Here is a 12,918-nt window from a genome sequence, read left to right on the forward strand (position 1 = left end):
GAGAAGTCGAACGAGAATCGGGAAACGGTCTGGGCCGCAGTCGAATGAGAATCGGACACCGCGTAATTTCCATCCGGAATCGGGGGTGACTCCCGCCACATCGTGTGGTTATCGTGGGTTCGGGTCACAGCGACGGAAACCGGCGGTTCTGCGTCGAAACGACTGTACCCGAGTCTTTTTCGCTATCTCTCACGAGTCGGAGACATCATGACTGCAGTTGCGCAATCCGCCACCGGCCTGCTTCCCGAGGTGGTCGACTTCCTCTCGTCGCCGAAGCAGATGCTGATCGGCGGCCGGTGGGTCGAGTCGGCCTCGGGTCGGCGGTTCGGCACGGTCGACCCCGCCACCGGGCAGGTGCTGACCACGGTGCCGCACGGCGGCGCCGAGGACGTCGACCGGGCCGTCGCCGCTGCCCGCCGGGCGTTCGAGGAGGGGCCGTGGCGGCGCCTGACCCCGGCCGAGCGCCAGCGCATCCTGTGGCGGATCGGCGAGGGCATCCTGGCCCGGGCGGACCAGTTCGCCCAGCTCGAGTCCCTGGACAACGGCAAGTCGGTGGTCGTCGCAAAGGCGGTCGACGTCACCTGGGCGGCCGAGATCTTCTTCTACTACGCCGGTTGGGCGACCAAGATCGAGGGCCGCACCGTCCCGGTGTCGGTTCCGTGGGCTCCGGGCGCCCGTTTCCACGCGTTCACCAGCCGCGAGCCGGTGGGGGTGTGCGCCCAGATCGTGCCGTGGAACTTTCCGCTGGTGATGGCCGCCTTCAAGCTCGCCCCTGCGCTGGCGTGCGCGAACACGCTGGTGCTCAAGCCTGCGGAGCAGACCCCGCTCACCGCCCTGCTGCTCGCCGAGGTCGCCGCCGAGGCCGGGGTGCCCGACGGCGTCGTCAACGTGGTCACGGGCTTCGGGGACGCGGGTGCGGCCCTGTCGGCCCATCACGACGTCGACAAGGTCGCCTTCACCGGCTCGACCGAGGTCGGCAAGAAGATCGTGGGCGCCGCCGCCGGGAACCTGAAGAAGGTCTCGCTCGAACTCGGCGGCAAGAGCCCCCAGGTCGTCTTCGCGGACGCCGACCTCGAGGCCGCGATCCCCGGTGTCGCCGGCGGATTCCTGTTCAACCACGGCCAGGCGTGCACCGCCGGGACGCGGTTGCTGGTGGAGGATCGCATCTTCGACGAATTCACCCAGGGCGTAGCGGAATTCGCCCGGTCGCAGAAGATCGGTCCAGGACTCGATCCCACCAGCGATATCGGTCCGCTGATCTCCGAGGAGCAACTCGGCAAGGTGACCGGTTACCTCCGCGCCGGCCTCGAGGACGGGGCTCGTGCCCTGACCGGAGGAAAGCGCCACGGCGACAGTGGCTTCTACGTCGAGCCGACGCTCCTCGTCGACGTGCGCAGCGACTTCGGTGTGTACCGGGAGGAGATCTTCGGCCCGGTCGCCGTCGCGGTGCCCTTCAACCGGGAGGAGGGAGTTCGTGCCGCCGCCAACGACACCCCCTACGGGCTCGCGGCGAGCGTCTGGACGCGGGACGTCTCCCGGGCCCACGAGGTCGCCGCCGAGATCAAGGCGGGCACGGTCTGGATCAACTGCCACAACGCGTTCGACACCGCACTGCCCTTCGGGGGATACAAGCAGTCGGGCTGGGGGCGGGAACTCGGTGAGGGGGCCCTGGCGGAGTACACCCAGACCAAGTCGGTCAACATCGCACTGTGACCGGTCGGGGCGGTGCCCGGCACTGGGTGGGCACCGCCGTCCGTACCCCTGCCGGGCCGAACGAGAACCCGGCCCCCCGCCCTTCTCGTTTGCCGTCGACGAACCGTGACGCCGCGGTGACCGCACCGACAACGTCCGGGCGCACGCTTCTTCCGGCGGTCGGCACCGACATCGCCGGCGCACTCCCTCTCCCGAAAGTCGAAGCACCGATGACCCTCAACGCTCGCGCACACGAACCCCCCACCCACCGGTTGTCCGGCAGCCTCGGCCCCGGCGCCGTCGTCTTCATGGTGGTCGCGGCCGCGGCCCCGCTGACCGTGATCGCCGGCACGGTCCCACTCGGTATCTCCGCCGGAAACGGGGCCGCGTACCCCGCCTCGTACATCGTCTGCACGGTGGTCCTGCTCTTCTTCGCCGTCGGCTTCACCGCGATGGCGAAGCACGTGCCCGGGGCGGGGGCGTTCTACACCTTCGTCACCCACGGACTCGGCCGGCACGTCGGACTGGGTTCCGCGTTCCTGGCGCTGCTGTCCTACACCGCGGTGCAGGGTGCCGTCTACGGATACCTCGGCGCGGCCCTCGGCGACTTCGTGACCTCGCACGGCGGTCCCGAGTTGCCCTGGTATCTCTGGGCTCTGATCGTTCTGGTGGCGGTCGCGATTCTCGGCTACCGCCACATCGACCTGTCCGGAAAGGTCCTCGGGGTCCTGCTGCTCTGCGAGGTCGGCATCGTGCTGGTGATCGATGCAGCGGTGATCGCCCGTGGCGGAGCGGAGGGTCTTTCCACCGCCGCGCTACGCCCCTCCGAGTTCTTCTCGGGCGCACCGGGAATCGCCCTGATCTTCGCTGTCGCCGGCTACATCGGCTTCGAGGCGACCGCGGTCTTCCGTGACGAGGTGCGCGATCCGGCCCGGACCATTCCGCGGGCCACCTATCTCGCCCTGGTGGTCATCGGTGGCTTCTATGCGCTGTCGAGCTGGGCGCTGGTCAGCGCGTGGGGCGACGAGGGCGCCGTCGTCCTGGCCACCGAGAACCCCGAGGGCATGATCATCGAGACCGCGACCCGCTACGTGGGAGCGGCGGCGGGGGATGTCGTGCAGGTGCTCCTCGTCACCAGTCTCTTCGCGGCCCTGCTGTCCTTCCACAACGTGCTCTCGCGCTACATCTTCTCGCTCGGCAACAGCGCGGCACTGCCGGCGCGATGCGGCCGCTCGCACGTACGCCATGCCTCGCCCTACGTGGCCTCGATCGTGCAGACGGTCTCGGCCCTGGTTCTCGTCGTGGCCTCGGCCGTCGGCGGACTCGATCCCGTCACCGAGGTCTTCGCCTGGTTCGCCGGTGTCGCGTCCGTCGGCGTGCTCGCCCTGATGGCGCTGACGTCGATCGCCGTCCTCGTCTTCTTCCGGCGATCCCGGGCCGACACCCGGCCGTGGCCCACGCTGATCGCGCCGGTGCTGGGTCTCGCGGGGCTGAGCGCTCTGCTCGCGATGACGATCGCGAACCTGCCGCTGCTCGTGGGCGGATCCGGCACCCTCGCCGCCGTCGTCGGCGTGCTTCTCGCCGGGGCGTTCGCGGGCGGAACGGCCGTGGCCGTTCTCCGCCCCGACGCTGCACGACATCACCACCATTCCGGCGGCGTCGCGCCCGCCGCCACGACCGAAACCGAGATCGACAAGGAGATCGCCCGATGAGCACTGCCACCACGAAGTTCACCGAAGCGGCATCGACGCCCGCACCGGACCACCCGCTCACCCCTCTGACCGCCGACGAGATCACCGCCGTCAAGGAAACGGTATCGGCGGCGGGGCTGGTAACCGAGCACGTCCGGTTCGTCTACGTCGGGCTCGAGGAACCGCACAAGTCGACGGTCCTGGCGTTCAGGCCGGGGGAGCACATCGAGCGCCGTGCCCGCGTCCTTCTCCTCGACCGTGCGACCGGGACGGGCTCCGATCACCTCGTGTCCGTCACCGAACGCAGGATCCTCAGCACCGTCGCCGTCGACGCCGCCACCGAAGGGCATGTCCCGATCCTCGACGAGGAGTTCGAGGACATCGAATCGTTCCTCCTGTCCAGCTTCGACTGGATTGCGGCGATGGCTGCGCGCGGCATCGATCCGGAGAAGGTGCGCGCGGTTCCGCTGTCGGCCGGGGTGTTCGGGCACGAGGACGAGGTGGGGCACCGGATCGTCCGCGTGCTCGCGTTCCACCAGGAGGACGAGGCCGACCTGCCCTGGGCACATCCGATCGACGGGGTGGTCGCCTACGTCGACCTCACCGAGCAGCGCGTGGTGAAGGTGGTCGACGAGATCACCCTTCCCGTGCCGGCCGAACGCGGCGAATGGGACGCCGCGCCGCACGCGAAGCCGGTCCGTACCGATCTCAAGCCGATCGAGATCACCCAGCCCGAGGGGCCGAGCTTCTCGGTCGAGGGCAACCGGATCACCTGGGCGGACTGGACGTTCCGGTTCGGATTCGACGTCCGCGAGGGCCTGACCCTGCACCAGCTGTCGTTCTCCGACGACGGTGTGGAGCGCCCGGTGATCTACCGCGCATCCATCGCCGAGATGGTCGTGCCCTACGCCGACCCGTCCCCGGTGCGGTACTGGCAGAACTACTTCGACCAGGGTGAATACCTCTTCGGTCGCTACACCAACTCGCTGGAACTCGGGTGCGACTGCCTCGGCGAGATCCAGTACTTCGACGTCACCATCGCCGACGAGAAGGGCGATCCCCGGGTGATGAAGAACGCGATCTGCCTCCACGAGGAGGACTACGGCGTCCTCTGGAAGCACACGGACATGTTCAACGGCATGACCGAGACCCGTCGGTCGCGCCGGCTCGTGATCTCCTTCTTCCTCACCATCGGCAACTACGACTACGGCTTCTACTGGTACCTCTACCTGGACGGCACCATCGAACTCGAAGCCAAGGCCACCGGCATCGTCTTCACCTCCGCCTACCGCGGCGAGGACGGGTTCGCCACCGAGATGGCGCCCGGGCTCGGTGCGCCGTTCCACCAGCACCTCTTCAGCGCCCGCCTGGACATGGCGGTCGACGGCAACGTCAACACGGTCGAGGAGGTCGACGCCGTGCCCGAACCGATGGGACCGGACAACCCGTGGGGTAACGCGTTCCGCTGCCGCAAGACCACCCTCACCACGGAGGCCGACGGGCAGAGGCTGGCCGACAACACCAAGGCGAGGGTCTGGCACATCACCAACCCGACCAAGCAGAACCGGCTCGGGCGGAACGTCGGATACGCACTGCACCCGGAAGGTCAGCCCGTGCTGCTGGCCGACCCGTCGAGTTCCATCGCCGCCCGCGCCGCGTTCGCCACCAAGCACCTGTGGGTCACGCGGTACGACCCGGCGCAGCGTTATCCGGCCGGTGACTTCGTCAACCAGCATCCGGGACAGGCGGGACTGCCGACATTCGTCGCCGGCAACCGGAACATCGAGGGCGAGGACCTGGTGCTGTGGCACACCTTCGGGCTCACCCACTTCCCGCGCCCGGAGGACTGGCCCGTGATGCCCGTCGACTACGCCGGGTTCACGCTGAAGCCGGTCGGGTTCTTCGACCGGAACCCGGCCCTCGACGTTCCGGCCGGCACGTCGAAGCACTGCTGCACGGACTGACGGGCATGTCCACCACGGTTCCGGAAGCCGCCCGCCGCACCACCACCACGTGGTGCGGCCGGGCGGCCGCCGCCCTCGCCGTGTCGGCGGCCGTCCTGCACGCCGGCTCGCTCGCGGAGCACACCCCGTCGCCCGGGTCGGCGGCCCTGACCCTCGTCATGGTCGCCGGATGCCTCTACTGCGCCCGTCACCTGTGGATGCGCGGAGACCAGCGGGACTGGATCCTGGTCACCGTCATGAACGTCGCGATGATCATGGTGCACCTGACCACCATGAGCCCGGACCGGGCCGCGGGCGGCCACCACGGGCACGCTGTGCCTCCGGTCGCCGGTGCAGCGGCGGGCGCCTCGATTCCCCCTCTCATGGCGGCCGCGCTGGCGGTCGCGGCCGCGGAGGTCCTCCTTGCCGTGAGCGTCGTGTTCCACCGCACCCGGCGGGGGATGGACCCGGCGACCGCAGCGGCGCAGCCGAGGTGGAGCGGCACACTGTCCACATGAACATCCGGTTCCGGCGCGGATCGCTCGTCGTCGCGGCGTCGATCCTGGTCGTGACGGCCTGTGGTTCCGGCCCGCCCGACGAGCCGCCCGAAGCCACCGCGACGAGCAGTCCGACGTCGGAACCGGCGACCACGCCGCCCGGGCCTCCGTCCCCGGCGCCGGGGCCCTCCGCGACCGTCCCCGTTCCGCCGTCCGGTCCGGAGCCGACGCCGGTGCCTCCGGCCGGTGTACCTGCCGCCCTGCGCGGCATCGACCTCGAACGGATTCCCACCGAGGAGAAGGTGGTGGCGTTGACCTTCGACGGTGGAGCCTCCGACACGGCGGTCTCCCGCATCCTCGCCACGCTCGCCCGCTACGCCGTCCCGGCGACGTTCTTCGTCACCGGTGATTTCGCGCGGACGTATCCGGACCGGGTCCGCGCCGTCGTCGCCGCCGGGCACGCGGTGGGAAACCACAGCAACACCCACCCCTCCTATCCGGATCTGACCGACGAGCAGATCAGGGCCGACCTCGCGGCGGCCGAGAACGCCATCACGGCACTGACGGGTCGCCCGGCCGTGCCGTTGTTCCGGTTTCCCTTCGGTGCTCGCACCGACGCCGACATCCGCGTCGTCAACGGTGCCGGCTACGTGCCCGTGCGCTGGACCGTGGATTCGCTCGGCTGGAAGGGCACGAGCGGTGGTCTCGACGCCGCGGCGGTGACCGAGCGGGTCCTCGCCGCGGCCGCGCCCGGGCAGATCGTTCTGATGCACGTGGGCGCGAACCCCGACGACGGCACGACCCTGGACGCCGATGCGCTGCCGGCGATCATCGACGGTCTGCGGACGCGGGGTTACGGTTTCGTGGATCTGGCCGATGTCGTCCGCTGAGCCCCCGAGTGCACCGCACCCGCGTGTTCGATTTGCGGACTTCACGATCACTGTGCTTACTTATGAACGCGGTCGGGAATCGTTGGGGTGGATCCCATGGGCTGAAGGACGGTTTCGATGATCCTTTCCGCTGTCCGGGTGGCGATCGTCGGCGCGCTGACCATCGGCTCGATGCTCGGTGCCGTCTCGATCGCCCATGCCGACCCGTCCCCGGCCCCGTACTGTGCGCCGACCGTGGTGCTCGCCGTCGACGGCACGAAGGGTCCCGAAACGCCGGACTCGATCGATCCCGAGAGCCCGCTCAACTCCTACACCGATCAGTACCGCAACAGTCCCGACTTCGCGGTGCGGCACGTGCGGTATCCGGCGGGCATGGTCGCCGGGGTGTTCGGCTGGGACACGTTCATGGACCAGTCGGTGCAGATCGGTGTGCAGAATCTCTGGGCGGAGATCGGCCGGACCGAGGCCGCCTGCGGGCCACGCACGCGCTACGAGCTGTACGGCTACTCGCAGGGAGCGATCGTCGTGCGCAGGGTTGCGATGGAGATCGATGCGGCGGCGCCCGTGCACGACGACGGCACCGACCTGCAGGACCGGGTGCGGGTGCACCTGATCGCCGATCCGGCGCAGGGCCGGCCCGCCCAGTACGCCGGGCCGCTCGTCCCGGGCATCACCCTTCCCCAGCCGGCGGGCGAGTTGCGGCATATCCCGGTCACCACCGAGTGCCTCGAGGGCGACATGGTCTGCGACCCGGAGGGCAACGTCACCGGGTACATCCGCGAGCACGCGACGTATCACCCGTGACGTTCGCGCTGGGCGTCGTGCTCTTCGCGCTGGGGGTCGCGGTGTCCGTCGCCCTGCACGAGGCGGGGCACCTGTGGGCGGCGCGACGTCTCGGGATGAAGGTGCGCCGATTCTCCCTCGGACGTGGCCCGATGCTCTTCTCCGTCCGGCGCGGTGAGACCGACTACGGGCTGGGACTGATCCCGGTGGGCGGGTTCTGCGAGATCGCCGGCACGACCGCGCTCGACGAACTGACCCCCGACGAGTACGACCGCGCCCTGTACCGGCAGAAGACCTGGAAGCGGCTGGTCGTGATGTCCGGCGGCATCGGCATGAACTTCCTGCTCGCCGGGGTCCTCGTCCTCGTCCTCGCCGTCGGGTGGGGGCTGCCGGAGCTGCATCCGAAGGTGGTCGTCGAGTCCGTCGGATGCGTCCCGTCGTCGCAGCGGCCCGGCCCGGGATACGGCCTCGCCGCGTGCGACGGCCCGGGACCGGCCGCGGCCGCGGGGATACGCCCCGGCGACGTGATCCTCGCCGTCGACGGTGAGGGCGTCACCCGGTTCGGCGATCTGGTCGGAAAGATCTGGGACAGCGCAGGAGTCGTCGAACTGACGATCGAACGGCACGGCCGCCGGCTGGTGCTGCCCGTCGCGACCGAGCAAGTGCAGCGATGGGTGGTCGACCCTCGGACGGGGGCCGAGCGTTCGACGGCCGTCGGTGCGATCGGAGTATCCGCGCGCCCGCCCGCCGGTCCCGTGCGGTACGACGTCGTGACCGCGGTGCCCGCCGCCCTCGCGTTCACCGGCGACCTCGCCGTGCTCACGGCGCGCACGGTGGTGGACATGCCGACGAAGGTGGCGTCGCTGTGGCGGTCGGTGACCGGCGGCGAACGCGACGCGGACACCCCGATCAGCGTGGTGGGGGCCGGATCGCTCGGGGGCCGGGCCGTCGAGCGGGGCGCCTGGGAGTCGTTCGTGCTGCTGCTGGTGAGCCTGAACCTCTTCGTCGGCCTGTTCAATCTGCTGCCGCTGCTGCCTCTCGACGGCGGGCACATGGCCGTGGCGATCTACGAGGGTCTGCGGAACCGGGTGCGCGCCCGGCTGGGCCGGCCCGGCGGAGCGCCGGTCGACTTCGTGAAGCTGCTGCCGGTGACGTACGCGTTCGTCGTCGTCGGTGGGGCCTTCATGCTGCTCACCCTCGCGGCGGACATCGTCGCCCCGGTTCGTCCGGCCTGATCCCGGCCCCCGGACCGCCCTCCTCGCCACCGGAGGAGTCCGGTGGAACCGGGCAAACCTCGTGGAACTTGCCGCAATTCGACCGAATCCCGCTCGCCCCGTTGCGCATGCAGGGGCGAACCGCTTCCATGGAGTGATGCCGCGGTGGTGTTGGGACGAGGACGAACCGTTGTTCGGAGACGTCGAGTCGCCGGTCGGAGGCGCGACCATAGCGGGCCTGTCCGCGCTCGTCGCGCTGGCCGTGATCGGGCCGGCGCTGGTCTGATCCGCGGTCGTCAGCGCGCGCCCGCTCCGTCTCCGACGTGCGCGGTGACGGCCACCTCGACCGGCGCGTTGCCGGGAAGCAGATAGACCCCGATCGCGCTGCGGGCGGGCAGTGACGCCGGGCCCAGCGCGCGTTCGACGACCTCCGATGCGCCGTCGGCGACCGCCGAGAGCTCGGTGAAGCCGTCGGCACACGCGATGTACACCACCATCTCGACGCACCGGAACCTCGCGCCCGGCGGCAGCACCGACCGGACCGCGGCCAGGGCATTGCCGGCCGCGAGGCCCGCCGCCTCCCGGGCGACGGCCGGGTCCACTTCGCCGCCGACGCGGCCGGTGACGGTCAGCCGGCCGTCGCGGCGCGGGGTCATCCCCGCCGTGTGGACCGTCGAGCCGGACAGCACCGCGGGTACGTAGCGGCCGCGCGGCCGCGGCGGCTGCTCGCCGATCGCGTGTTCATTCGACACCGAGAGTTCATTCGACACCGAGAGCCACTCCTTCCTGACGGGGATCGCTGCCGCCGCTGAGCACGCCGCGGGGATCGAGAGAGATGATCTGGGCGCTGCCCTCGGCGCCGAGCGGTTCGAGGGTGCGCACGTCGTGCCCCATCTCGGACAGGGCGGTGCGGACCTCGGGCGGGACGTCGGCCTCGATGCGCAGCTCGGCGGGGTCGCCGAGCACGTTCGCGTCGGAGCCGGGGAACACCGTGAACCGGGGCGCCGACACCGCCTCCTGCGGATCGAGCCCGTGGTCGAGGAGGTGCGAGAGCAGCTGCATGTTCCACTGCACCTGCCCGTCCCCGCCGGGGGTGTTGCCCACGTGGAGCAGCGCTCCCGCCTCGTCCGTGACAATCCAGGCATTGAGGGTGTGCAGCGGCTTGCGGCGGGGCCGCACCTCGTTCGGATGCCCGTCGATCAGGTACGCGCCCCGCCCCAGCCGGTTGTTCAGGACGATCCCTGTGCCGGGCACGGTGAACTTGGCCCCGAAGGTGAACGCCAGCGAATGGATGAAGCTCACCGCGCGTCCGTCCCGGTCGACCGTCACCAGCGAGGTGGTGTCTCCGCCGGCCACCGTGAACGCTCCGGCAGGCGCGGTCGCCGACAGCCGGTCGCGGCCGGCGCGGATGTGGCCGGGATCGAGGATGCGGGCGGCACCGTCGTTGTCGGCGCCGCACCAGCGCAGCCGGTCCTCGAACGCCGTCCGCGCGGCCCGGGCCATGCGGTCGATCGCCGCCGCGCTCAGGAGCGGGGAGAACCCGACGACGCCGTCGCACAGCGCCGCCTGGTGCAACACCATCCACCCGGGGGTGGGCAGCGGGGTCTGATGGATCACCGCGCCGGCGTACCGGCCGGACAGCGCCGCCTCGGGCGTCACCGTCCCGGTTGCGACCCATTCGTCTCCCGAGAACGGGGCGCCCGCGTCGCGCAGCGCGGCGACGCACCGCTCGGCGAGCGACCCGGTGTAGAACGACGCCGGGTCGTGCGCGAGCTCGCGGATGGTCCGCGCCAGGTCGGGTTGCGGCAGCCGGTCACCGACGAGCGGGACGAGGCCGCCGTCGACGTACACGGAGGCCAGCCCGGGATCGCTCCGGACGGCGTCCAGCGCCGACCGCACGTCGTCGCGGGTCTTGGCCGAGCAGGGCAACCCATTCTCGGCGAGGCGCGCGGCCGGTTCCCACAGCTCGGCAAGGCTGCGGGTGGCGCCGCGCCGGTGCAGTGCCGCGAGCGCGGCCGGAGCGCCGGGCACGGCCACCGCGAGGGCGCCGTCCAGCGGGATCGCGGTCAGCCCGCGGTCCCGGTAGAAGCCGGGTGTGCCGCCGTCGGGGCCGTAACCGCTCCCGCCGACCGTCCAGACTGTGCCGTCCGGTTCCCGCACCACGGCGAATGCGTCCCCACCGAGGCCGCACTGGCCGGGCAGGGTCAGCCACGTGGTCGCGGCCATCGCCAGCGCGGCGTCGACCGCGTTGCCGCCGTCGGCGAGCACCCGCGCCCCGGCCTGGCCGGCCAGCGGGTGGCTCGAGGACACCATGCCGCCGGTCGACAACGTCGCCGGACGGACCCGCCGCGCTGTCATGCCTGCCGGAGCCGGCGCCGGCGCGGGCCCTCCGGCGGCTCGGCGGGATCGATACCGACGAAGATCTCGCCGTCCCGCTCCTCGACGGGATAGGTCTTGATCGGCTCCGTGGCGGGAGGGCAGATGGGTTCACCGGTTGCGAGATCGAAAGCGCTTCCGTGGCAGGAGCATCCGATTCCATCCTGCACGAGCTTGCCGGACGAGAGCAGGCAGTCCAGGTGTGAGCAGTAGTTGGATGTCGCGTAGGCCTTCCCGTCCAGCCGCGAGATCGCGAACTCGTAGTCGCCGGCGTAGAAGCGGCGCACGATGCCCTCCGGTACCTGCCCGGAACGGGCCACTCTCTTGAACTCCATGGTCATCCTCCAGGCATTGGGGTCTGTTCCGACCGCGGGCGGTCAGGCGACGGGGTCGATGTAGACGGTCTTCTCGGATTGGTAGAACTGCATCAGCGTCGGCCCGGCCTGTTCCTTGAACGTCTGGGTGCTCGACGCCTTGTACCCACCGAACGGAGCGTTCATCGCCATGCCGTTCGTCGGCTGGTTCACCTTGACCAGGCCGGTGCGGGAACGGGCGACGAACTGCCCGGCCCGGTCGAGATCGCGCGTGACGATCGCCGCGCTCAGGCCGAACGCCGTGTCGTTGGCCAGCGTGACGGCCTCGTCGAACGACGACGCCCGCTGGAACGCCAGCACCGGACCGAAGATCTCCTCGGTCAGGATGCGCATGCCCGGCGCGGTGTCGGCGAACACCGTCGGGCGCACGAAGAACCCGTCTCCGAAACCGGTTTCGTCGCAGCGGGTTCCGCCGCACACCAGACGGGCCCCTTCGTCCTGCCCGACGGCGACGTACTCGAGGAACTTGTCCAGCTGGCCGCGGCTGGCGAGCGGACCCATCGACGCCCCCGCTCGCAGGCCCGGTCCGACGGTGAGGGCCTCGGCACGGGCGACGACCCGCTCGAGCAGGGCGTCGTGGATGTCGTCGATCGCGACGACCCGGCTGGTGCCGGTGCAGGCCTGTCCGGAGAGCCCGAAAGCGCCCTTGACGATCAACGCGGCCGCGGCGTCGAGGTCGGCGTCGGCGAGGACGACGGCGGGGTTCTTGCCGCCCATCTCGAGCTGTACCCGCCGGTCCGGGCCGATGCCACGATGGATGGCCCGGCCCACCTCCGTCGATCCGGTGAAGGTGACGGCCGCGACGCGTTCGTCGGCGACCACCGCGGCCCCGGCCCGCCCGCCGCCCTGCACCAGTGCGATCGCCGCCGGGGGCAGTCCGCCGGCGAGCAGCGCCTCGACCAGCCGCTGCCCCATGAGCGGGGTGATCTCGGACGGCTTGAACAGCACCGGATCTCCCGCTGCGAGCGCCGGCCCGACCTTGCGGGACGGGATGTTCAGCGGAAAGTTCCAGGGGGTGATGGCCCCGACGATGCCGATGGGTTCGCGGACGGTGTAGATCATGGTGCGGCCGGCGGCCGGGTACGTCGCGCCGGTCGCGCGCAGCGCCTCGCCCGCGTAGAAGCGCAGGTTCATGGGGGTGCGGCTCACCTCGACGGTGGCCTCGGCGCGCGTCTTGCCCTCCTCGCGGACCAGTTCCTCGACGAGCGATTCCCGTCGCTCCTCGAGGTGCCGGGCGGCGGCCTCCAGGACGGCGGCCCGGCGCTCCGGTGGGGTGGCGGCCCATTCGGGGGCCGCCTTGTCGAGTGCGTCGACGGCGATGCGCACGTCGGTGGCGTCGGAATCGGGGAACGTTCCGATCAGGTCGGTGGAATCGGCGGGGTTGCGTCGTTCGAAGGTGGCGCCGGAGACGGCCGGCACCCACGCACCGTCGATGAAGTTCAGTCCTGTCACGGCCAC

The 12,918-nt window shown here is 70.8% G+C and carries 11 protein-coding genes; 7 read left to right on the forward strand and 4 right to left on the reverse strand.

Translation table 11 applies throughout. From position 1 onward, the window contains the following. The first annotated feature begins 207 nt into the window (after positions 1-207). The 7 genes from ISO16_RS19425 to ISO16_RS19455 all read left to right on the forward strand — a co-directional run bounded on the left by ISO16_RS19425 (position 208) and on the right by ISO16_RS19455 (position 8,731). Positions 208-1,713 (forward strand): aldehyde dehydrogenase family protein, encoded by a 1,506-nt coding sequence (locus tag ISO16_RS19425; protein WP_072634034.1) that lies wholly within the window; start codon positions 208-210, stop codon positions 1,711-1,713. A gap of 209 nt (positions 1,714-1,922) precedes the next feature. Further along, positions 1,923-3,404, forward strand: coding sequence for an APC family permease (locus ISO16_RS19430; RefSeq protein ID WP_072634181.1), 1,482 nt, complete (start codon positions 1,923-1,925; stop codon positions 3,402-3,404). After that, on the forward strand, positions 3,401-5,347 hold the full coding sequence (locus ISO16_RS19435) for a primary-amine oxidase (RefSeq protein WP_072634035.1): 1,947 nt from the start codon (positions 3,401-3,403) through the stop codon (positions 5,345-5,347). The genes ISO16_RS19430 and ISO16_RS19435 overlap by 4 nt, the downstream gene beginning before the upstream one ends. 5 nt (positions 5,348-5,352) lie before the next feature. Continuing rightward, complete coding sequence (locus ISO16_RS19440) at positions 5,353-5,844, forward strand: hypothetical protein (RefSeq protein WP_072634036.1); 492 nt, start codon at positions 5,353-5,355, stop codon at positions 5,842-5,844. Further along, positions 5,841-6,713, forward strand: coding sequence for a polysaccharide deacetylase family protein (locus ISO16_RS19445; RefSeq protein WP_072634037.1), 873 nt, complete (start codon positions 5,841-5,843; stop codon positions 6,711-6,713). Before ISO16_RS19440 ends, ISO16_RS19445 begins: the two co-directional genes overlap by 4 nt. 117 nt (positions 6,714-6,830) lie before the next feature. Further along, on the forward strand, positions 6,831-7,517 hold the full coding sequence (locus tag ISO16_RS19450) for a cutinase family protein (RefSeq protein ID WP_072634038.1): 687 nt from the start codon (positions 6,831-6,833) through the stop codon (positions 7,515-7,517). Then, positions 7,514-8,731 carry a M50 family metallopeptidase gene (locus ISO16_RS19455; protein ID WP_072634039.1) on the forward strand — a complete coding sequence of 406 codons (1,218 nt, stop codon included), beginning with the start codon at positions 7,514-7,516 and terminating at the stop codon, positions 8,729-8,731. Before ISO16_RS19450 ends, ISO16_RS19455 begins: the two co-directional genes overlap by 4 nt. Before the next feature lie 275 nt (positions 8,732-9,006). Here ISO16_RS19455 and ISO16_RS19460 read toward each other — a convergent pair whose 3' ends face one another. From ISO16_RS19460 to ISO16_RS19475, 4 genes are read right to left on the reverse strand one after another with little or no spacing between them, the layout of a single operon-like run. Then, a complete protein-coding gene (locus tag ISO16_RS19460; RefSeq protein WP_230304393.1) occupies positions 9,007-9,462 on the reverse strand; it encodes a RidA family protein in 456 nt (151 codons plus the stop codon). Positions 9,463-9,469: 7 nt separating this feature from the next. Next, the gene (locus tag ISO16_RS19465; protein WP_072634040.1) at positions 9,470-11,068 is read right to left on the reverse strand and encodes a gamma-glutamyltransferase family protein; all 1,599 of its coding nucleotides are present in this window, start codon (positions 11,066-11,068) and stop codon (positions 9,470-9,472) included. Beyond that, a complete protein-coding gene (locus ISO16_RS19470) occupies positions 11,065-11,421 on the reverse strand; it encodes a Rieske (2Fe-2S) protein (RefSeq protein ID WP_072634041.1) in 357 nt (118 codons plus the stop codon). Before ISO16_RS19470 ends, ISO16_RS19465 begins: the two co-directional genes overlap by 4 nt. Positions 11,422-11,463: 42 nt before the next feature. Continuing rightward, on the reverse strand, positions 11,464-12,918 hold the full coding sequence (locus ISO16_RS19475; RefSeq protein WP_072634042.1) for an aldehyde dehydrogenase family protein: 1,455 nt from the start codon (positions 12,916-12,918) through the stop codon (positions 11,464-11,466).

The organism is Rhodococcus sp. M8 (genome assembly GCF_015654185.1).
Lineage (GTDB): Bacteria > Actinomycetota > Actinomycetes > Mycobacteriales > Mycobacteriaceae > Rhodococcus > Rhodococcus aetherivorans.